Source organism: Amycolatopsis sp. NPDC004747, assembly GCF_053601335.1.
Genome location: NZ_JBSGBQ010000012.1, coordinates 165261 through 185842, shown reverse-complemented (window position 1 = coordinate 185842; position 20582 = coordinate 165261). Strand labels below are relative to the sequence as shown.

Genomic DNA, 20582 nt, shown 5'->3' with positions numbered 1-20582 from the left:
GCACCGCCTGTCGCTTCTGGACACTCCGGACGTCGAGGTGATTGCCGCGCACCTCGCCAGTGCCCTGGCCGCACGCGGGAAACCGGCGGGGTCTTGATCGGTCGAGGCGCCGATGCCACCCCTTGGCGGTTTACTCCGGTCCGCGGCCACTGCTTTACTGCCGGGTAAAGCGCGGGAAGGCCAGCACCACGGGTGGAGGAACGCTTGACACCCCGGCAAAACGGTCACCGGTTCGCCGCCGTCCGGCGTCCGGCGGACGACGGCGAAGAAGACGGAATCCGCAGACGCGGGCAGGCGCGTGAGCTCGCCGAGTTCATGCGGCCCGCCCTGCCGCGGCTGGTCGAGCAGATCGTCCGCGAGGTCTGGCGGGCGGTCCCGGTCTACGCCAGGCCGGGCGAGGACCGGTACGCGCACGTGACGCGGCAGGGGGTCGACTGCGCGGTCAGGCTCTTCGTGGACCTGGTCGAGGATTCGGCGACCGCGCGGGACGAGCTGCACGAGATGTGCCGGCGGCTGGGGGCCGGCGAGGCGCGTGCGGGCCGCACCTTGGACGACCTCCAGGCGGCGTACCGGGTGGGCACCCGGGTCGCGTGGCAGGGGATCATGCGGCTCGGGCAGCGGCACCGCCTGTCGTCGATGGCCATGGGCAGGCTGGGCGAGATGCTGTTCGGGTACGCCGACGAGCTCGCGAAGGTGTCCTTCCAGGGGTACCGCGAGGCGCAGGCCGAGATGGAGGACGCCCGCGAAGGCCTTCGCCGCCGGTTGCTGCAGCTGGTCCTCGAGCGGCCGGCCGTGCCGGTCGAAGTGATCACCGACGCCGCCCAGGCCGTCGGCTGGTCGCTGCCGGACACCGTGGTGGCGGTCGCGGTCGAGCCGCACGCCCACGTGAGCCGGACACCGGTGGCTTCGTGGGGGCCGGACGTCCTCGGCAACCTGGAGCTGCCGCACCCGCACCTGCTCCTGCCGGCCCCGGTCGACCAGGACCGGCTGCACCGGATCGGCTCGGACCTCGGCGCCCGGATGGTGCTGGGCCCGCCGACCCCGCTGGACAAGGCCGCGAACTCCCTGCGCTGGGCCCGCGCGGCGGAACGGCTGGTGGCGCGCGGCGTCCTGCCCGCGGCCCCGATCACCCGGTGTGCCGAGCACCTGACGACGTTGTGGCTGCTGTCGGACGAGGACCTGGTCGACCAGCTGGCCCGGCAGCAGCTGGCCCCGCTGTCGGCGTTCTCGGAGGCCACCCGGCTGCGGCTGGCCGAGACGTTGCTGTCGTGGCTGGGGCACGGGGGCAAGATCCCGAAGATCGCGGCCGAGCTGGTGGTCCACCCGCAGACGGTCCGCTACCGCCTGCGCCAGCTCCAGCAGGTGTTCGGAGACCGCCTCCACGACCCGGGGGCCCGCTTCACGATGGAGCTGGTGCTCCGGGCCATGGCGCTGCGCCGGGACTCCGGCAACGACGTGACCGGCCCGGGATAGCGCCTCCGCGCCGGGCGCGGCTTGGGTAGCTTCGGGGGATGAGGATCGGCGAGTTGTCCCGGCGCACCGGCGTGAGCCCCCGCTCCCTGCGGTACTACGAAGCACAGGGCCTGTTGACCAGCACCCGCTCCGCCGCCGGGCAGCGGCACTACTCCGACGTCGAGGTCGAGCGGGTGTCGCTCATCCGGCAGCTGTTCGACGCGGGCCTGTCCAGCCGGGTGATCGCGATGGTGCTGCCGTGCGTCGAGAATCCCGGCGACCTGGGCGTCGTCGAGTACGCGTACGCGACGATGAAGCGCGAGCGCGACCGGATCGACGCGGAGATCGCGCACCTGACCGAGACCCGCGAGGCGCTCGACGGGCTGCTCGACGCCAACCGGCGGCACCGGGCGAAGCCGGCCTGACGGTGTGACCCGCGACTCAGCCGGTTGCCCCTGACACCGGTGTCAGCGGCCAGGCTGGCCGCAGGGCCCGGAACGACCGGGCCGGACACGGAAAGGCGCGGAAAATGGGACAGGCATGGGGTTTCGGCAGGCACGGCGGGCCGGAAGTGCAGGAGTTCTTCGACCGCCCCGACCCCGAGCCCGGGCGCGGTGAGGTGCTGGTCCGGGTCGACGTCGCCGGGGTGAACCCCCTCGACCACCTGCTGCGCGCCGGTCTGGTCCCCGGTCTCGACGGCGGCCGCCCGTTCCCGCACGTGCTGGGCATGGAAGCGGCGGGCACCGTGCTCGCACTGGGCGAAGACGTCGACGGGCTCGAGGTGGGCGACGCGGTCTTCGGCTTCGCGCTCACCGGCGGCGGCACGTACGCCGAGACGACGGTGCTGTCCGCGCCGAACACCGCGCGCATCCCCGCGGGCCTGTCCGCCACCGCGGCGGCGACGCTGCCGGTGGCCGGGACGACCGCGGTGGACGCGCTCGACCAGCTCGGCCTGCCGGCCGGCGCGACGATCCTGGTGAACGGCGTCGGCGGCGGGGTCGGCCTCGCGGTGGCCCGGCTGGCCGCGGCGCGCGAGCTGCACGTGGTGGGTACCGGCAGCGCCGCCAAACGCTCACCGGCGGAAGCGGCCGGGGTGCGCTTCGTCGACTACACCGCGGAGGACGTCACCACCGCGGCCCGAGCACTGGCTCCCGGCGGCTTCGACGGGATCGTGGACCTGGTCGGCGGTCCCTCGCTGCGGGCGGTAGCGCCGCTGGCGCGGGATCCCCGCAACGTCATCGCGGTGGGCGACCAGTCCGTGTCCGAGATCGGCGGCCGGTTCGTCGAGCGCCGCCTGGGCAGGGAGAACCTGGAACGTGCCGCCCGGCTGGCGCTCGACGGGGTCCTCGCACCCCCGATCACGGCGGTCCACCCGTTGTCCGACGCTCCGGCCGCCCTGGCTGTCGTCGAGGAGGGGCATGCCGCGGGCAAGGTGGTCATCAAGGTGACCTGAGTGGTCCGGCACCGATCAGAAATCCGGCGCCCCGTCGTCAGTTCTGGTAGCTCTCGTACCGGCGGAAGGATCGACGACCATGACCGAGGCCAGAGCGCAGGGCGCCGACGAGGCCGCGTTCATCGCGGCGGCCCGGGCGGGCGACCCGGCGCGGTTCGCGCTCGTCACCGAGCGCCACCGGCGTGACCTGCAGGTGCACTGCTACCGGATGCTCGCGAACTACGAGGACGCCCAGGACCTGACCCAGGAGACGTTCCTGCGGGCGTGGCACAAGCGGGAGTCGTTCCAGGGTCACGCCGCGCTGCGGACCTGGCTGTACCGGATCGCGACGAACGCCTGCCTCGACTTCCTGGCCAAGCGCAACGACCGCACGCCCCTGCCGGGCCCGCCCTCGGAGGTGCTCTACCTGCAGCCCTACCCCGACCGGATGCTGCCCGAGGACCCCCAGGAGTCGGTGGTGGCGCGGGAGACCGTCGAACTGGCGTTCATCGTCGCCGTCCAGCACCTGCCGCCGCGGCAGCGGGCGGTGTTCATCCTGCGTGACGTCCTCGGCTGGCCGGCGTCGAAGGTCGCCGGCGCCCTCGAGCTGACCGTCGCCTCGGTGACCAGCGCCCTGCAGCGGGCGCGGGTGACGGTGCGCGAGCAGCTGCCCGGCCGCCGTCTCGACTGGCGGAGCCCCGCCACCCACGAGCTGTCGGACGACGAGCGCGGAGCGGTCAAGGCGTACATCGACGCCCACGAGCGCAACGACCTCGACGGGCTGAGCTCCCTGCTGCGCGCCGACCTGCGCTTCGCGATGCTGCCCGAGGCCGGCACCGCGACCACGACGGCCGCCGACGCGGTGAACGGCTGGGTCGCCGGCGGGCTCTTCCGGCGCGGCCACGACGACTGGCGCGGGATCGCCACGACGGTCAACCGCATGCCTGCCGCCGCACTGTACCTCCGCACCCCCGGCGGCTCGGCGCACCGGCTGTTCGCCGTCGCGGTCCTGCACGTCGTCGACGGCGAGATCGCCGAGCTCACCGGGTTCGACGCCGCCGGCAAGCCCTGGCTGGGCCTGCCGACGGCGCTGTGACCGGGGCTTATCGCCTCGTCTCGTACCGGTTGAGCACCACGCCGCCGGGAAAGGTCCGCGTTTCGAGCAGGTTCAGGTTCACCCAGCCGTCCAGCGCGGTGAAGAACGGCGTGCCGCCACCCACCAGCACCGGGTGGGTGGCCACGGCGTACTCGTCGATCAACCCGGCCCGCATGGCCGCCCCGGCGAGCGTGGCGCCGCCGATGCTCATCGAGCCGCCGTCCTCGGCCTTGAGCCGGGCGATCTCGGCGACCGCGTCGCCGGTGACCAGGCGGGTGTTCCAGTCGACCTTGTCGATCGTCGAGGAGAACACCACCTTCGACATGTCCCGCCAGTTCCGCGCGAACGCGATCTCCGCCGGGTTCGCGCCGGGCTGCTGGTCACCGGTCGGCCAGTAGGAGCTCATCGTCTCCCAGAGCTTGCGCCCGTACAGCGTCAGCTCACTCGCCCGCTCCTGGTCGAGCCACCACTGGAACAGCTCGTCACTCGGCGGCCCGCTCCACCCGATGTCGTCACCGGCCGCGGCGATGTAGCCGTCCAGCGTCAGGTTCATGCCGAAGATCAGTTTCCGCACGGTGCCTCCTGTAGGTCGTTCTCACCCGTACAGACGGGCGGGGCGCGGAAAACTCATCGGTCGAGATCTGCGGCCGGGGCCGTCAGGCGCTCGTGGATCGCGGCCCGAAGCCGGGAGCGTTCATCACCACTTCGAAGCCCGGCGAGCCGTGCGAGGGGCCTCGAAGACGGGCGGCAACGGGCTCGCCGGCGGCAGTTCCTGGGAAGCGATGACCCGGGGTGGCTCGGGCAGCGCACGCAACGCCTGGCGCAGGGGGCCGATGGCGGCCACCGTGTGGGCGACCACGGTCGCCGGCCGGTCGGCCGCGAAGGCGGCTCGCGCGATCTGCCATTCCGCCGGGCCGAGCAGGTCGTCGCCCGCGTTCACCAGCGCCGCTTCCCATTCGATCGGTACGCTGGTCATGGCGTCGTCGTCGAGGGATTCGCCGCCCGCCCAAGCCTCGTACGCGATCAGGCGGCGGACCGTCGAGGCGAGTGCTTCCGGGTCGGTCGTCCCAGCCAGGCCTTCCGTGGCCGGCTTGGGCAGCACAACCTCGTCGGCGCCGTCGCGCGGCACTTCGAATTCGAGCAGCAACCACACGATCCGGGGGAGGTTCCGCACGCTGTCGGCATTGGCCAGGAGGCTCCGCAGGCATGCGCACAGCAGCCAGGTGGGCACCTGCGTCCGGGAAAGCCGCCCCAGTTCCGGAATGGCCGCGTCGAGTTCCGAGCGCTGGGCCTCCACGTCGTCCATCCGCAGCAGCCAGGCGGCGTGTTCGGTCAGCGATGGGGCCGATGCCGCCACGACGTCGGAAAACGTCGCAGGATCACCGGTCGTCGACCGGGGCACCAGGACGTCGTTCAACCTGATGCGCACCTCGTCCGGCGCGACGTCGTGGGAGGTGATCACCAGGTCCGGGAACCGGGCACCGCACTCGTCGTGCGCGGCGATCCTGAAGTCGACGAGCGAGTTCCGCTGTTCCTCCGTGGTCCGGCGGAGCGCGGGCTCCGGGAGATCGATGCGGACGTCCCGCGGGGCCACGCTGTTGATCAGCAGCTCCGCCGCTTCACAGGGGGAGAAGGGTCGCTCGAACGGCGGTCCCGAGCCCAACCGGGCGAGACTGACTCCGTTGTCCAGGAGGTACTCCAGGGTGCGTCGGATGTTGCCGCCCGGTTCGTCCGTGACCGCGCCCGACAGCAACCGGCCGGCTCTTTGGGCGGTTTCCCCGTCGAGCAGGACCCGGGCTCGTCGCAGCAGCGCGTCGCGGGTCGACGCGCACACCGCCGCGGGCCAGCCGGCCGCGCCGAGCGGCGATGAGAAGATGGCGACGGGCCGCTGGTCAGCCGAAACTTCGACGACGGCCAGGTCATCGATACGGCGTTGCACGAGTACGTGGATCTCGCGGTCGATGCCGAGTTCCCGGGCCGTCCGGGCGAACACGTCGGCAAGCCCGCCGGCGGCTCGAGCCACCCGGTCTTCGTCGGCTCGGGCCGGCACGGTGAACACGACTTCCAGGGCGGGCGGGTTCCGGAACGCACGGACCAGATCGCCGACCAGTTTCCGCAGTTGCGCGTTCATGGCAGCTCTTTCCGGGCGACGACGAAGATGCGCGGGCGCTCCGCCGCCAGGAGCCGCCAGACGTACGGACGGAGTTCAGGTGTGGTGGTGCGGATGGGGACGCTGCCCGGTGGCAGTTCGTTCGCGCGCCAGGCGCGCAGCGCTTCGACCAGTTCTCTCGTGTCCGTCCTGGGCATCGCCCAGCCGGATCCGTCGGCGGCGAGGCCCGCGGCGATGCGTGCCTCGAGGTCGGCGGGCAGCGCGACCGGTTCCGCCGCCTCGCCGCCGGAACCCAGTGTCCAGGGATGGAGACTCCGGCGGACCGTCGTCAGCATTTCGTAGGGGTCCTCCTGGTCGCCCGCGGCCGCGAAGCTCCTTCCGATCGTCTCCCGGTCGCGGATCGTGACGCCTTCCCGGAGGAGCATCCGGAGCAACCTGGTGAGCCGGAACCGCCCCGCCGGGTCCGGCGGGAGCCAGTCCGGTCCGCCGTCCGGACCGGCCGCCGCGTCCCAACCCGAGATCCACAACTCGATGTCGTCCACCGAGATCCAGCGGAAAAGGTTGTCCCGCAACACGTCGTCGAGCCGGTTCCGCAGCGGCGTCAGATCACCGGGCCGGTCGGCGGGCAGGGCAATGGTGGCCACGACACGTCCGTAGACCAGGAAGCACACCGTCCGGGGGCTGAGCGACTCGTCGACTCCTACGCCGATGCCGGGCACCCAGACGCCCATTTCCCGCGTCAGGCGGTCGCGCAGACCGCCGACGAGCGAACCGACTTCGGGAGCTCCCTTCAAGTGGGCGAGTCCCTCGCCAAGGGCGATCTCGATCGCTCCGACGAAGGGCGACATCGCGGGCTCCGGCACGGCTGCGCGGTCGAGCCGGTAGATGTTCGCGTACAACCGGCGTCTGGCCGATACGTGCCCGGCCGGCGAGTGGGCCGGCGGTCTGGCGGCGAAGACCGTCCTCACCCCGTCGATCTGGGCCCACAGCGAGTTCACGTCGACCGCGAAGGTTTCGACCAGCTCCGTCAGGGTGTCCTCGTCGATTCTCCGGAGATGACCCGCCGCTGTCCTGGTGAGAGGCTCGCCCGCCACGAAGTGGGACAACGCGAGCCTGGCCCGAACTCCCTCGCGGGTCCGGTCATCGGGCACCGCTTCCAGCAGTCGTTCCCAGACCTGCCGGGCGGTGGGCAGGTCGCCGCTCGCGAGCAGTGCGTCGCAGTGGGCGATCAGCCCGCCGGCCACGTCCGCCAGCCGGTCGCACACCTCCGGTGGGCGGCCGGCGGCCGCGAACGGTGCGTACAGCTCGACAGCCTCGCGCAGATCACCCCGGGCGGCTGCCGTCCGTGCCCGGGCGAGCTGCACTTCGGGCAGCTCGGGCGGTCGCCGGAGGTCCAGCAACGTGCTGATCCGGCGTGCGCAGTCGCCTTTCGCCGCTTCGCACGCGTTCCGGACGGCCGCGGCGTGGGGTGCGTCGCGGGTGGCTTCGACCAACAGCGGCAGTTCGCAGGCGGAAAGGTGGACCAGATCGCCGATGGTCATCGACTCGGCGATCGACGACGACAACAGGGCGCGGCCGGTTTCGACGTCGTGGGCCGAGCCGCGAACGAGCAACGCCTGGGCGAGATCCATGCCGTTCGATGTGACGTGCCGAGCCGCGAGCCCGCTCACGCGGCGGAAACCCTCGACGGCCTCGTCGATCCGGCCGGTCCGGTAGGCCGCCCAGCTGGTGACGCCCGGATGGGTCGAGGTGTCCGCGGAGGAAAGGATCTTTTCGTACAGCGATCGCTCCGCGGCGTAGTTTTCCGCTGCTGCGTAACAGATCGCTTGCAGGAAACGGACACCCAGGTCGTCGGTTTTCGCGCTCTCCAGCAGCTCGACAGCCGCGAGCGGCTTCCCAAGTTGCAGCAGGACGGTCGCTTGCGCCACGCACACCCCGAGATCGAGCTCGTTGAACCGCCGGTGCTCTTCCACGATCTTGTTCGCTCGAGCGACGTCACGAACGTCGAGCAGCGAGTACGCGTACGTCACGACGACGTAGGAATCGGCACTGTCTTGATCGTGCGCAGCAGCCGCGGCCTCGACGGCTTCACGGTAGTAGCCACGACGGCGCAACCAGTCGGCCAGAAACGCGTAGCCACGGGCATACGTGGGATCTCGCAACAGCGCCCGCTCGAAGAGCAGCGCCGGTTCGCCCACACCGAGGGCGTCGTCGACCAGTGCCAGGGAAGCGAGCGCCCAGCTGTCCACCGGCTCGGACCCGGCCGCGCGGAAACCCTCCTCCAGTTGTGCTTTCGCCTGCCGGAGCTGGTCGTGGTCCGGACGCCACTCCGCGGCTGTCGCGTGTTGCCGCAACGACTCGCCGAACGCCCACCGGAACGGCGGGTGGTTCGGCGCCAGGTGCACGGCGCGTTCGAACAGTTCGAGCGCTCGCCCGGATCCTGTCACGGCGTAGCGTTCGCCCGCTGCGTAGTACGCTTCGGCCGCGTCGGGGTGGCGGTCCAGCTCGTCGAGCAGCTTCGCCCGGTCGACGAGCACCCGGCGTTCCGGGTCCGCGCCGGCGCCGGTGATCCCCTCCGCCAGGGCGCGGTCAATCAGTTCGAGCGCCGTTTTCGGGTCCGACCAGCGGATCTGCACGGCGATCCGCCAGAGCAGCACCCCGGGTGTCTCGACGTACAGCGAGCCATGTGCCGCATCCGTGCCGAATCGCAGCGCTGCCGCGTCGTAGAAGTCGCGGGCGTCGGCGTGGAGTTCTTCCCGCTCCGCCAGCCTGCCGGCCGCGACGAAGAGGTCCGGCGATCCGACCTCCCGATCCAGCAGGTCTTCGGTCAGCTGGTGGGCGTCCTGCAGGTGTTCCCGGGCGATGTGCACCTCGACCAGCGCCGCCAGGGCCAGGTCGCGGAATTCCGGGGGTGCGTTGTCGGCTCGGCGGGCCACCTCTTCGGCCACGGCGGACGCGCCGTTCAAGTCGTCGAGCCGGCGTCGGAGGAGCCGGGCCTTGAGCACCCGGAGTCTCGTGTCCAGTGCCACCGGAACCGCTCCCGTGGCCAAGATGCCGTCCACGCTCTCGATCGCGTCGTGCCATTCGGTCGACGCGAGGTGGTGTGTCAGCGACCGCAGGCGCGACCGAAACGCCGGGATGTCCTGCTCGGGGTGGTCGAAGTCAGCGACGACGTCGGCGGTGTCGAAGCGCAGCGCAGCGAGCGCCTCGGACCACGCCGTGAGCCAGCCGGTCCGCCAGGCCATGGTGTCCGAACCGGTCGCGAGCCGACGGCGGAGCGCCGCAATCCACGCCTGTTCGAAGGGACGCCGGTTCGCTTCCCGGTCCTCGGAAGCGAGACCGAGTTCGTAAACCTGCCGGAGCACGGCGTCGACCTGCCGCAGATCCGCCCGGAGGCAGTCGATCGAGTCGAGCGGGTTTCCGGGATCGCGTCCCTTCAGCAGCTTCAGTGCGGCCTTGACGAGAGCTTGACCGCCGGTCGAGAGGGGAGTCAGTTCGCGCAGCCGGGCCCGTCCGTTGGCCAGGGCTGCTTCCGTCTCCTGATGCTGCCCGTGGGCTTCGGCGTTCGTCATGACCCGGCCTCGGTTGTCACGTCGCGGAGCGCGCGATTCAGGTAGCGGGCGATCTCCTGGAACCCGTCGTCGGGGGCGGCCTTCCGGCGACGCTCGTGGATGGCGAGCCGGGCGCTTTTGACATCGGACCACTTCACGTCGGCGATCCAGGTCCGGGTCAGCGCCAGCGCCTGCTGGTCGATTCCGGGCGGGAGGTCCGCCAACGCGTCGAGCAGCCGCTTTCCGACGTCGATCTGCTGCGGCGCCGGGGGCGTGGCCGTGGGCTGGCGCAGCGGCGCGACGCCGAACGTGCTGACCGTGGCTTCCTCGTCGATGTCCCGCGTGCGGTCCGGCGCTTTCATCAGGCGTGCGTCACGGGCGCTCTGCGTGTACAGGACGGGTGTGCCGAAGTGCCTGTCCGCGCGGCGCAACCGCATGGCTCGTCGACCGGTCTGGACGGCTTCCCCGATCCGGTCGCCGGCGGTCATCGCGGAATAGAACCCGGTCAGGAACAGGTGGCCCTGGTCGGAGCTCATCGGGTATTGCATCGCGAGCACCGCCGGTACCCCGGCGACCACGAACTGCGGTGCGAGCTGTTCGAAGTGCTCGGGGAATTCGCCTTCCCAGTCGCTCAGCGCGAGGATCAGCAGGGTCGGTGGGTAGGACGACAGAGTCTCGACGAACGTGTCGGGCTGCTGCCACGAGTCCGGGCACTCGACTGGGTACGCCGTCTCACCGTCGGTCACCCCGCTGCCGGGGCGCGGGAGGTAGACCGACATGGTCCCGGCCTGGATCCGGAAGAGGGCGGTCAGGTGCACGACATCGACCGGCTTCCCGTCTTGCGCCAGCTTCCCGAGCGAAGCGTCGATCTTCTCCGCGTCCCACCGGTCGACCTGTTCGATCTGCATGGATCGCCGGGTTCGCTCGTCGGCCCGGAGGTGGGCGATCAGCCGGGCGGACTCTTCGCGTGCCGTCGTGAAGCTCTCCGGCAAGCTGGTGACGAACAGGACGCGCACCTTGTCGTCGGCCGGGAGGATCTTCTTGTCCGGGAACCCGTCCACGTACCGCCCCAGCACCAGGTTCAGCTCCGAGGCGAGGAAGAAAGCCCGCATGCCGGGCACCCCCGGGTAGCGGAGGAACTCCCAAGGCAGGGTCGCCACGAGCGAGTCGTCGGAGAAGCTGATCCGCACGCGCATGTACCCGAGCTGTTTGTCCTTCAACTTCCTGTAGCGCTCCAGGAGCTCCGTTCCGACGTCGTTGTCGAACGCCATCTTCCACAGGTGATCGCCGAGCACGTTGAAGGTTTCCGGCACCAGGAGCTTCAGCTTCTCGTCCGGGTCGAGCCGGGTGAGGGTCTGCCACCGCCGGAGCCACTGCTCGAGCACCCTGATCATCTCGAGGTGCGGATCCGTCTGAAGTTCTCCCGTTCCGCACGGCACCAGCGTCTCGCCGTCCGGGCCGAGGGTTTCCCCCCTGACCTCGTTGCCGACGACAGTGATCCGGAACTCGCAGCCCGTCGTCATCGGACGTCCTGCTTCGCCTGCGACAACGCTGTCCTGCTCTGCAGGTACACCACGGGCAGTCCGAGCAGCCGCGCATCGTTGCCGCAGATCCGGAACCGCGCCTGCTGGGCGGCGGTGTCCAGGTCGTTGCCGTCGGCGAGCGCTTCGTAGAGGCTCGTGCTGAACGCGGTGGCCGTGCCGTTGGTCACCGGGTACTGCATGGCGATGACGGACTGCACCCCGTGGCGGATCAGCTGCGGTGCCACTCCGGCGAAGCTGGCTTCGTAGTCGGCTCGCCCTAGATTGCACGAATGGAGAACGACCGCGCGGGGAGCCCTGCGGTGCCGGCTGAGGATGCCTGCGATCCTGCGGTCGTCCACCCAGTCCGCTCCGCCGTCCTGGTCCACGAGAGCCAGTGCCGCGGCGCCGCGGTCGTCGTCGAACTCGCCGTGGCCCATGAAGTGGACGAGGTCGGGCGCGCCGACCCGGACGGCTTCCTCGAGGTCCCGCTCGGTCGGGTTCTCCAGGGTGGGCAGAACTTTGTAGTTCAGTTTCGTCGCGGTTGCCGAGATCTGCTCGACCACTTCCTCGTACTCGACCTCGCCGAGCCGGGGATCCGCAGGCTGGCTGACGACCACCAGCACGGTGAGCGTCTCCTGGGGAGCGAACCCGCTGTCGGCCCCGCTGAGCGGAATGTAGCGCGACAACACGAGGCCGGGTTCGGTGGCGAGGAAGGCGCCCCGCCGAGTGGGGGTGTCCGGCCGGTACAAGTACTCCCAGGGAATGGCGGCCAGACGCGACTCCGCGGGGAAACCGAGCTCGAGCCGGACCCGCTGCACGGAGTCGATGATCGATTGGAGCCACGACCAGTTGCGGCCGAAGAGACAGCGGTGCAGCAACGAGCCGAAAGCCCGGATCTCGGATTCACGCCAGTCGGAGTCCCGTCTGGTCAGCCACCGTTCGAAAAGCCTGATGAGCTCGGCGTCGAGCCCGCTGTAGCCGATCGGCCAGACGACCGATTTATCGTTGTTGTCCCGCCGGTGGGCCTGTACGTGGCCTTTCGCGTCGACCGTCACCGAGATCCGCACATCACCCATCTCGTCACGTCCAAACCAATCGCACGGAGCCGTCTTCGTCGGGGTAGCGCACCCGGTAGTCGAAGTCGCCGTTCTGACCGTCTCGCCATTGCAGCGTCCGGGGGTTGGCGTAGTTGAACACCAATTCGGCGCCGTCCGGTGCGTAATTGATCACCGTGGCGACCGCGGTGTCGTCCGGATGGCGGAAATAACTGCCGTTGCTGGAGAACAGGTAGTGCTGTGCCGGAGCCAGCCGGATGATCTCTTTCGACACGTTGTTCGCGCTGCCGTGGTGGGGCAGCTTGAACGCCGTCAGCGGCAGGATTTCGGTGCCGCGTTCTTCGAGCAGGCGGCGTAGTCCAGCCAGCAGCACGTTCGGGGTGGAATCGCCGGTCAGCAACACCCGCCGGTCGCCGAACTCGGCCAGCAAGACGATGCTGCTGGCGTTCGGGATCTTCGTGTCCGCGCCGGCGCGGCGCCGGGCGAGAGCAGCTATGTCCGGTGCCGGCGTCCGGCCGAGGTAGCTGTCCTTCGGCCGGAGCCTGGCGCGTGCCGCGAGGGCGGCCAACGCGTCTTCCTCGGAACCGACGTCGATCCCCGCGTCATGACAAGCCTGCTGCCAGCGGTTGCGAAGCATCCGAAGAGTTTGCCGGTCCGGGGCGACCACCGTCAGGGAGAGGGCGCAACACATTGTCAGTCTTGGTAACGTGCCCGTGGCCGGTGCGGCCACGGCCGCGCCGCCGAAGGCCGTGTTCCACGGCAAGCCCCGCTCGCTGATGATGGCACCGAGGATTTCGCCGTGCACCGGGGCCAGCTCGCCTTCGGCCAGCTGCGGAGCACCGTTGAACCAGAGCTGGCCGATTTCGAGCCCGAGCTTTTTGTCGTTGACGAGCAGAATCGTGCCTTCGACGTGGTCCGCGTCGACATGGGTGAGCACCAGCAGGTCGAGCGACCGGATGCCCCTGGTCCGCAGGCTCGCCGCTATGTCGTCATACGCCGCGGCGGGACCGGCGTCGATCAGGGCTCGATGAACGTGTTCACCTCGCCCCCAGGACACGAGGACGCAGTCGCCGTGTCTCGCGGGCAACAGCTCGACGGAGATTGAGCTGACCTCGCCGGACATCGAAACCTCCCCTGTTGCGCTCATCGGTTAGGTAGCTTCGGTCGGCCATCGTGTTACGGTTCGAGACCCGATTGCGATATTAGGCGTAAAGCACGTGAAGGTCGTGGTCCGGAAGATCTTGATTGTGGGTTGATCGCATGCCAGATCCGGCGAGTTCACCCTCTGCGCCACCCCGGTGGATCGTTGATTCACCCGCCATTGGCACGGGGCTCAAGCCTGCACCGTGTGGCGATTCATTGCGGCCCGCCCGTCCCGCACCGGCGGATCACCCGATCGCGGTAACGTTGTCCGGCGGTGGCTTCAGGGCCACGCTCGCCGGGCTCGGGGCTCTGCGACTCCTTGCGGACATCGGCAAGCTCGGCCAATTGCGGTACCTGTCGTCGGTTTCCGGCGGATCGATCACCAATGCGGTCACAGCCCGGTTTTGGCGCGATTTACGCGCCCATCAGTTCAGGAGCGAGGCGTACGACGAACTGGTCATCGATCCCGTTGTCCTACGGATTTCGCGGCAATCGCTGAAGGCTTCCCTGATTCGGGGACTCTGGCGCACCATCGGGCCGGACACCCGCACGGACCTGCTGTCTCGGCGTTTCGACGAGTGGTTCTTCCACGGCACCACGCTGGAGAGCCTCGATGCCGAGGTCCGCTGGATATTCAGCGCGGCGAACCTGGTCACCGGTGTCCGGTTCTCCTTCGAACGCGACGTGGTCGGCGACTACACGACCGGGTTGGTCCCGACCGCGGACAGCGGGTTGCTGCTGAGCCAGGCGGTCGCCGCTTCGGCGGCGGTGCCCGGTGCGTTCGCTCCGCTGGTGCTGAAGGAGCTGTCGTTCCCCTGCGCCACCGAGGCGCCGGCGCTGGTCGACGGCGGCGTGTACGACAACACCGGCCTCGAGGCCATCGATGGTGAGGGCTACCGGCAGGCGTTCCTGGTGACGATGAACGCCGGCGGTCTGCTGCGACCGGGTTCCTACGGGAAGATCCCGGTCCTGCGTGACCTGGCGAGGGCGAATTCGCTGCTCTACCGCCAGAGCACGACCTTGCGGACCCGTCACATGGTGGATTTGTTCCGGCGCGGAAGCCGGGTTCCCGACGGCGAGCCCGTTCCGATCGGTGCCCGCCGCGGGGTGCTCGCCGGGCTGGCCACCGACGTCGCGGACGACGGTCCGGACGCCTTGTCGCGGTGGCGGCAGGTGCATCCCGAGTACCGGACGTATCAGGGTAGAGACCTGTCGTGCGTACCGACCGTGTTCGACCGGATGGAACCGGCTCTCTGCCGCGCACTCGTCTACCGGGGATGGTGGCTCATCGGCGCGACGCTGTCGCTCTACCACCCCGGCTGCATGCCGGACCCGAAGGAGATAGCCGCACCTCGGCTCCAGGAGTAAGCCCGCGAGACGGCTTCGCGGGGCGGTCTCACTCGGGGTGCCGGCCTGGTGAGGTCCCGCTCCGGCCGGCTCACGATGGCTCGAGCCGGGCGCCCCGCCGCCAGATCGCGCGTGTGTTGAGCGTGTCGTCGACGTCGGTCGTCGGGTCGCCGTCGACGAGGAGGAGGTCGGCGCGGAGTCCCTCGGCGACGCGGCCGCGGTCGCCGAGGCCGAAGCGGCGTGCCGCGGTCGCGGTGGCCGCGCTCAGGGCCTGAGGTGGGGTCAGGCCGGCGGCCACGAGGTAGCGCAGTTCCCGGTGCAGGCTCGCGCCGTGGGCCAGTCCGCCGAAGAAGGTCTCCGGCATGGACGCGTCGGTGCCCGCCAAGACGTCCACGCCCGCGGTGGCCAGTGCCCGCACGGTTGCCAAGACGTCTTCGAGCTTTCCCTGCGGGTAGCGGTCGTAGCTGGACCGCAGGGTTTTGTCCCACTTGCCGTCCAGCCGGCGGGCGACCCGGGGATCGTCGGCGAGGTCGCTGCCGGTGATGCCCATCATCGACGCGTCGAGGCCGATGCACGGGACGACGAACATGCCCGCCTCGGCGATCAGGTCCACGATTTCCGTGGTGTGCGGCCGGTCCATGAACACGTGGACGAGCCCGTCGATGCCGGCTTCGACGGCCATCCGGGTGGCTTCGAGGGTCAGGGTGTGCGCGACGGTGAGGGCGCCGTGCTTCTTGGCTTCGGCGACGCCGGCGTTGATCGTGGCCTGGTCGAGCATCGGCAGCCCGGGATGCCCTTCGACGCTGCCGTCGTCGATCATGAACTTGATGTAGTCGGAGCCTCTGGCCAGCAGCTGGGGGACGTAAGCGGCGGCTTCCTCCGGAGTGGTGGAGAACGGCATCAGCGGCCTGACCGGCGGCAGGTCGCCGGCCGGCCGGAAGCCCGGCGGCATCAGTTCGCTGGGGTGGCCGCCGGGCGGGGTGATGGCGAAGCCGGCCGACCGGAGGTCGGCGACGGTGTCGTCTTCGGTGATGTGCGCCCGGTTTTCGCGGGTGTTCATGCCCTGCATCTCCAGCTCCGTGGTGACGCCGAACCGCAGGGCCAGTGCCGCGGAGTCCGGGCTGGAGTGGACGTGCGCGTCGATCAACCCGGGCAGCAGGGTCGCGCCCCGGCCGTCGACGACCTCGGCGCCGTCCGGTGCTTCGCCGCCGACCTGGCGGATCGTCCGGCCGTCGAGGACGACGGTCAGGACGCCCAGCGGCTTCTCCCCGTCGAAGACCCGGGCGCCGGTGATGGCAGTGGTGGCCATGGCGGCCTCGCTTTCCTTTCGCGGTTGCATACCTAATGCTATGTAATTTACAGATGGTATGCAAATGCCGGGAGTACTACGATCCGGAGGGTGAGCAGTCCCGCCGAAGACCCGCTGCTGGACCAGATCGGCCCGGCCCTGTCCCGCCTGCGCCGGCGCACCCCGGCCTCCGGCCGGGACATGTCCCGCAACCTGGTGCTGAACGTGGTCGCCGACGCTCCGGGCGAGCTGACCGTCGGGGGGCTCGCGGCGGAGATGGGCGTCGCGCAGCCCGTGGCCAGCCGGACGGTCGCGGCCTGCATCGCCGAGGGCCTGCTGCGCCGCGCGGCGTCCCAGGCCGACGGCCGGCGGACCGTGCTGGAACTCACCGAGCGCGGAGAGGCCGAGCGAACCCGGTTCGCGGCGGAGCAACGCGCGGCGTTCGAAGACATCACCGCGGAATGGCGGCCGGAGGACCGTGTGCAGTTCGCGCGGTTCCTCGTCCGCTACACGGCCGACGCCGCGGCCTGGGCTCGCCGCCGGCGCTCCGGCGGCGAGTAGGGCCGGCTTCCCGGGACCCGCGGCCGCAACGTTTTCCCAAAGTCTCCTCAACCCCCACCGGCGACAGTCGTTCCGTCCGGCGAACACCAGGGGGCGCCGGGATTTCCGGTCCCGAACAGAGGAGACGAAATGCGCAACAGCGATCTCGCGGCGAGAGCCGGGAGGGCGGTACTGGCACTGCTGGCGGGGTGGAGCCTGATCGTGGGTGCGGCCGGGACGGCTTCCGCCGCCCAGGCACCGCCCGGAGCCGCTTCGGCGGAAGCGGTGCTGACTCCGCGGCAGGCCACCGAGTTCACCCGGCTGGTCGCGGGGCAGGCGGCCCGGCCGATGGTCCACCCGTCGTGCGTCGACGACGCCTGCGGGGTGGAACTCAGCCCCGCGGAAACCCAGGCCCTCTGGAAGGCCGTGGTGAACCAGCCGCTCCAGACGGTGCGGAAGTACTGCGAGGGCCTGTTCAACGGTGCGCTGAAGCCGTACTGCGCCCAGGCCGCCCAGTTCCTCGGCAACCTGAGCGCCCCCAACGGCCGCTGCCTGTTCGTCGGCCTGGCCCCGGCCCCGAACGGGTCCAAGCTCGTGATCAAGTACACCACCGCGTTCTGCTGGTGACCGGTCTCCGGTCGCGGTGACGACCACCGCGACCGGGGAGCCCGCCCTCGTCCGGGCGCACGTGGGGGTCGTCCGGACGAGGGCCCGCTCCGCGGGCACGGCAGGCCGCTTCCCTCCCCGCGCCGGCCGCGGAATACTCCGGAGGCACACAGCCGGGCGGAGTCGGGTGGGGGTGTCGATGGAGTTCCGGGTGCTCGGGCCCGTCGAATTCGTCGTCGCCGGCCGGGTGGTGCCGACCGGGCACCCGCGGCAGCGCTGCGTGCTGGCGGTGCTGCTGACCGAGGTCAACCGGACGGTGCCGACCGAGCAGCTGATCGACCGGGTGTGGGGCGAGCACCCGCCCAACCGGGCCCGCAACGTGCTCTCCGGGTACATCACCAGGCTCCGCACGGTGATTTCGGACGCCGGGACGTCCCTGGACCGCCGTCCCGGCGGGTACTCGTTGTCCGCCGATCCGATGCTGGTCGACCTGCACCGGTTTCGCGACCTCGTCACGCGCGGGCGGGCCGCCCAGGACCCCGGACTCCTGACCGAAGCGCTGAACCTCTGGCGTGGCCAGGCGTTCGCCGACACGACCAGCGACTGGCTGGTCAACACGCGCGCGACGCTGGAGGCCGAACGGCTCGAAGCGCTCTTGCGGCGCAACGACATCCTGCTCGGCCGCGGCGGGCACGCCGACCTGCTGGCCGAACTGCACGACCTGGCCGCCGCGCACCCGCTCGACGAGCGCGTGACCCGCCAGCTCGTCACCGCGCTGTACCGCTGCGGCCGGCAGGCCGACGCACTGGCCGCCTACTCGAGAACGCGAGCGCTGCTCAGCGACGAGCTGGGCCTCGACCCGAGCCCGGAATCCCAGGCGCTGCAACGGCAGATCCTCGGCAACGACCCCGCACTGACGGCGGCACCGCCGCCACGGCCACCGGCTCCCCGCCCGGTGCCGCGGCAGCTCCCCGCGGTCACCGCGGACTTCACCGGCCGGGACAGCGAACTGGCGCTGCTCGACGCGGCCGGGGCCACGCCGGTGGTCACCATCGACGGCGCCGCGGGCGTCGGCAAGACGGCGCTGGCCGTCCGCTGGGCAAGACGGGTGGCCGGCCGGTTTCCCGACGGCCAGCTGTTCGTGAACCTGCGCGGCCACGCGCCCGGCTCGCCGCTTTCGGCCTTCGGCGCCCTCGCGCAGTTCCTGCGGGCCTTGGGCGTTCCGCCCGACCGGCTGCCGCTGGACGTCGACGAAGCCGCCGCGCTGTACCGCAGCATGCTCGCCGAGAGCCGGGTGCTCATCGTGCTGGACGACGCACGGGGACCCGACCAGGTGCGTCCGCTGCTGCCCGGCAACCCCGGCTGCACCGTGGTGATCACCAGCCGCAACCGGCTCGGCGGGCTGGTCGCCAAGGACGGCGCGCGGCGGCTCGCCCTCGACGTCCTCGACCCGCGGACCGCCGTCGAACTGCTGAGCAGGCTCCTCGGCGCGCAGCGCGTGGCCCGGGAACCGGAAGCCGCGGCCGACCTCGCCCGGCTGTGCACCCACCTGCCGCTGGCGCTGCGGATCTCCGCCGCCAACCTCGCGAACCACCCGCTCCGGCCGATCGCCGAGCACGCCGGCGAACTGCGGGCCGGGAACCGGCTGGACGCGCTGCAGATCGACGGGGACCGGGAGGCAGCCGTCCGGACCGCCTTCGAACTGTCCTACGCCGCACTCGAACCCGGCGCGCGGCTGGCGTTCCGCCGGATCGGGCTGATCCCCGGGCCGGACTTCACCGCGGCGTCCGTTGCCGTGCTCCTGCCCGGCTCGGCCGAGGTGGCCACCCACGCGCTCGAGACGCTGTCGGCCGCGCACCTGGTCGAAACCGCGGGCGCCGGCCGGTACCGGTGCCACGACCTGCTCAAGCTGTTCGCCGCCGAACTGGCCCGGACCGACGAGGACCACGCGGCCGCGCTGGACCGGCTGATCGCGGCCGCGCTGGAAGCCACCGGGTCGGCGGCGGCCGTGCTCTACCCGCACATGCTCCGGCTGCCCGGCTGCGGGCCCGGGCGCGAGGTCTTCACCGGCCACGGCGACGCGCTGGCCTGGCTGGACGGCGAACGGGCGGGTCTCGTCGCCCTGATCGAGCACACCGCGAGCCACGGCCCGCGGCGCGTGGCGTGGCAGCTGGCGGACACGCTGCGCGGCTACTTCTGGCTGCGCCGGTGCGCCGGCGACTGGCTGGCCGCCGCCCGCGCCGCGCTGGCCGCCGCGCGCGCGGACGAAGACCAGCGGGCCCAGGCCGCGGCCCGGCTCAGCCTCGCCGACGTGCACTGGAGCGTCGGGCAGCACGCCGACGCGATGGCGAACTACGCGCGGGCACTCGAACACGCCCGGCGCGCCGGGTGGGCCGACGGGCAGGGGACCATCCTGGGCAACCTGGCCAGCGTCCACCTCGAACGGGGTGAACTCGCGCTGACCCGCGAGAACTACACCAGCGCGCTGGAGCTGCACCAGGAGAAGGGGCGCCGCGCGGTGACCTTGAGCAACCTGGGCAACCTCGACTGGGAGCAAGGCGCGCTGGCCGAGGCGCAGGCCCACCTCGCCGAGGCCCTCGACCTGCACGAATCACCGGTCGCCAAGGCCAACACGCTGGTCAACCTGGGCGGTGTCCGGCACGACCTGGGGCTGCCGGACCAGGCACTGGCCGACCTGACCGAAGCGCTGGCACTGGCCAGGGAGATCGGCGACGAGGCGGACGTGGCGAACGCGCTGGTCGGTATCGCGGCCGTGCTGCGTGAGGCCGGAAGACCGGCCGACGCCCGCGAGCGCGGCCGCGAGGCGGTCGAGCTGGCGCGGCGGATCGGCGGCCGCCGGATCGAGGCGAGCGCGCTGAACGTCCTCGGCTCGATCAGCCACCGGCTCGCCCGGCACACCGAAGCGGTCGAACACCACGAGCACGCGCTCGAACTGAGCGGCACGACCGGCGACCGCCGCGCCGAAGTCGAAGCGCTGACCGGACTCGCGGACGCGATGCTGGCCCTCGGCCGCCCGGAGGTCGCCGCCGGCCACGCCGCACGCGCGGTTTCCCGCGCCGAGGAGGCGGGATACCGGCTGATGGCCGGATACGCCGAAGCCGTGCTCGCCGACGTCCACCGGCTCCGCGGCGACGCGGCTTCGGCCGCCGCGCACGCCGGCCGCGCGGCCGAAGCCTTCGCCTCCACCGGCGGCCGGCTGTGGTTGTCCCGGATCCGTCAGGAAGCCCCGCGCCCGTGATGGGTCGGCGTGGGCGACCCGACCGGCACCGGCCCCGAACCCGCCGACGACGTGACCGTCCCGGACACAACGGCGTTCCCCGCGACGAAGGCGAGCACCGCGACCGCGGCGACCAGCACCCGCCTGGCCGTCGCTTTGCCGAACTTCATGACGTACCTCCCGTTGGTCGATGAACGAAGC

General features: G+C 71.1%; 16 protein-coding genes. 8 read left to right on the top strand and 8 right to left on the bottom strand.

The window, feature by feature from the left end; genetic code table 11:
* Window positions 1-204 precede the first annotated feature (204 nt).
* The 4 genes from ACWEGE_RS21365 to ACWEGE_RS21350 all read left to right on the top strand — a co-directional run bounded on the left by ACWEGE_RS21365 (window position 205) and on the right by ACWEGE_RS21350 (window position 3980).
* Complete coding sequence (locus ACWEGE_RS21365) at window positions 205-1473, top strand: PucR family transcriptional regulator (RefSeq protein ID WP_449662185.1); 1269 nt, start codon at window positions 205-207, stop codon at window positions 1471-1473.
* A 38-nt stretch (window positions 1474-1511) separates the two neighbouring features.
* On the top strand, window positions 1512-1877 hold the full coding sequence (locus tag ACWEGE_RS21360) for a MerR family transcriptional regulator (protein WP_449662184.1): 366 nt from the start codon (window positions 1512-1514) through the stop codon (window positions 1875-1877).
* Window positions 1878-1981: 104 nt separating this feature from the next.
* Window positions 1982-2905 carry an NADP-dependent oxidoreductase gene (locus tag ACWEGE_RS21355; RefSeq protein ID WP_449662183.1) on the top strand — a complete coding sequence of 308 codons (924 nt, stop codon included), beginning with the start codon at window positions 1982-1984 and terminating at the stop codon, window positions 2903-2905.
* A gap of 79 nt (window positions 2906-2984) precedes the next feature.
* Complete coding sequence (locus ACWEGE_RS21350) at window positions 2985-3980, top strand: RNA polymerase subunit sigma-70 (protein ID WP_449662182.1); 996 nt, start codon at window positions 2985-2987, stop codon at window positions 3978-3980.
* A gap of 7 nt (window positions 3981-3987) precedes the next feature.
* Here ACWEGE_RS21350 and ACWEGE_RS21345 read toward each other — a convergent pair whose 3' ends face one another.
* The 6 genes from ACWEGE_RS21345 to ACWEGE_RS21320 form a co-directional block, all read right to left on the bottom strand.
* Entirely contained in the window at window positions 3988-4554 is a 567-nt protein-coding gene (locus ACWEGE_RS21345; RefSeq protein ID WP_449662181.1) for a dihydrofolate reductase family protein, read from the bottom strand.
* A gap of 123 nt (window positions 4555-4677) precedes the next feature.
* Window positions 4678-6111, bottom strand: coding sequence for a hypothetical protein (locus tag ACWEGE_RS21340; protein WP_449662180.1), 1434 nt, complete (start codon window positions 6109-6111; stop codon window positions 4678-4680).
* The gene (locus ACWEGE_RS21335) at window positions 6108-9662 is read right to left on the bottom strand and encodes an FHIPEP family type III secretion protein (protein ID WP_449662179.1); all 3555 of its coding nucleotides are present in this window, start codon (window positions 9660-9662) and stop codon (window positions 6108-6110) included. Before ACWEGE_RS21335 ends, ACWEGE_RS21340 begins: the two co-directional genes overlap by 4 nt.
* Entirely contained in the window at window positions 9659-11164 is a 1506-nt protein-coding gene (locus ACWEGE_RS21330; protein ID WP_449662178.1) for a CHAT domain-containing protein, read from the bottom strand. Before ACWEGE_RS21330 ends, ACWEGE_RS21335 begins: the two co-directional genes overlap by 4 nt.
* Complete coding sequence (locus ACWEGE_RS21325; RefSeq protein WP_449662177.1) at window positions 11161-12240, bottom strand: CHAT domain-containing protein; 1080 nt, start codon at window positions 12238-12240, stop codon at window positions 11161-11163. Before ACWEGE_RS21325 ends, ACWEGE_RS21330 begins: the two co-directional genes overlap by 4 nt.
* A gap of 4 nt (window positions 12241-12244) precedes the next feature.
* Window positions 12245-13342 (bottom strand): ComEC/Rec2 family competence protein, encoded by a 1098-nt coding sequence (locus tag ACWEGE_RS21320; protein WP_449662176.1) that lies wholly within the window; start codon window positions 13340-13342, stop codon window positions 12245-12247.
* Window positions 13343-13578: 236 nt separating this feature from the next.
* Between ACWEGE_RS21320 and ACWEGE_RS21315 the strand changes: the two genes are divergently transcribed.
* Window positions 13579-14730 carry a patatin-like phospholipase family protein gene (locus ACWEGE_RS21315; protein ID WP_449662175.1) on the top strand — a complete coding sequence of 384 codons (1152 nt, stop codon included), beginning with the start codon at window positions 13579-13581 and terminating at the stop codon, window positions 14728-14730.
* 70 nt (window positions 14731-14800) lie between these two features.
* On the opposite strand, the gene ACWEGE_RS21310 is transcribed toward ACWEGE_RS21315, so the two are convergent.
* Window positions 14801-16018, bottom strand: coding sequence for an amidohydrolase family protein (locus tag ACWEGE_RS21310; protein WP_449662174.1), 1218 nt, complete (start codon window positions 16016-16018; stop codon window positions 14801-14803).
* A gap of 90 nt (window positions 16019-16108) precedes the next feature.
* Here ACWEGE_RS21310 and ACWEGE_RS21305 point away from each other — a divergent pair, with 90 nt between their 5' ends.
* From ACWEGE_RS21305 to ACWEGE_RS21295, 3 genes are all read left to right on the top strand, one after another.
* The gene (locus ACWEGE_RS21305; RefSeq protein ID WP_449662173.1) at window positions 16109-16558 is read left to right on the top strand and encodes a MarR family winged helix-turn-helix transcriptional regulator; all 450 of its coding nucleotides are present in this window, start codon (window positions 16109-16111) and stop codon (window positions 16556-16558) included.
* A gap of 129 nt (window positions 16559-16687) precedes the next feature.
* Window positions 16688-17164: a hypothetical protein gene (locus tag ACWEGE_RS21300; RefSeq protein WP_449662172.1), complete on the top strand. Its 477-nt coding sequence runs from the start codon at window positions 16688-16690 to the stop codon at window positions 17162-17164.
* Between the two features lie 166 nt (window positions 17165-17330).
* Window positions 17331-20402 (top strand): BTAD domain-containing putative transcriptional regulator, encoded by a 3072-nt coding sequence (locus tag ACWEGE_RS21295; protein ID WP_449662171.1) that lies wholly within the window; start codon window positions 17331-17333, stop codon window positions 20400-20402.
* Here ACWEGE_RS21295 and ACWEGE_RS21290 read toward each other — a convergent pair.
* Window positions 20381-20551, bottom strand: a complete 171-nt coding sequence (locus tag ACWEGE_RS21290) for a hypothetical protein (protein ID WP_449662170.1) — start codon at window positions 20549-20551, stop codon at window positions 20381-20383. The two genes, ACWEGE_RS21295 and ACWEGE_RS21290, sit on opposite strands and share 22 nt — an antisense overlap.
* Window positions 20552-20582: the final 31 nt, after the last annotated feature.

Bases quoted from the DNA above. Each gene is read 5' to 3' on its own strand.
- ACWEGE_RS21360 (WP_449662184.1), top strand. From the start codon at position 1,512: ATGAGGATCGGCGAGTTGTCCCGGCGCACCGGCGTGAGCCCCCGCTCC.
- ACWEGE_RS21355 (WP_449662183.1), top strand. From the start codon at position 1,982: ATGGGACAGGCATGGGGTTTCGGCAGGCACGGCGGGCCGGAAGTGCAG.
- ACWEGE_RS21350 (WP_449662182.1), top strand. From the start codon at position 2,985: ATGACCGAGGCCAGAGCGCAGGGCGCCGACGAGGCCGCGTTCATCGCG.
- ACWEGE_RS21340 (WP_449662180.1), bottom strand. From the start codon at position 6,111: ATGAACGCGCAACTGCGGAAACTGGTCGGCGATCTGGTCCGTGCGTTC.
- ACWEGE_RS21335 (WP_449662179.1), bottom strand. From the start codon at position 9,662: ATGACGAACGCCGAAGCCCACGGGCAGCATCAGGAGACGGAAGCAGCC.
- ACWEGE_RS21330 (WP_449662178.1), bottom strand. From the start codon at position 11,164: ATGACGACGGGCTGCGAGTTCCGGATCACTGTCGTCGGCAACGAGGTC.
- ACWEGE_RS21325 (WP_449662177.1), bottom strand. From the start codon at position 12,240: ATGGGTGATGTGCGGATCTCGGTGACGGTCGACGCGAAAGGCCACGTA.
- ACWEGE_RS21320 (WP_449662176.1), bottom strand. From the start codon at position 13,342: ATGTCCGGCGAGGTCAGCTCAATCTCCGTCGAGCTGTTGCCCGCGAGA.
- ACWEGE_RS21310 (WP_449662174.1), bottom strand. From the start codon at position 16,018: ATGGCCACCACTGCCATCACCGGCGCCCGGGTCTTCGACGGGGAGAAG.
- ACWEGE_RS21300 (WP_449662172.1), top strand. From the start codon at position 16,688: ATGCGCAACAGCGATCTCGCGGCGAGAGCCGGGAGGGCGGTACTGGCA.
- ACWEGE_RS21290 (WP_449662170.1), bottom strand. From the start codon at position 20,551: ATGAAGTTCGGCAAAGCGACGGCCAGGCGGGTGCTGGTCGCCGCGGTC.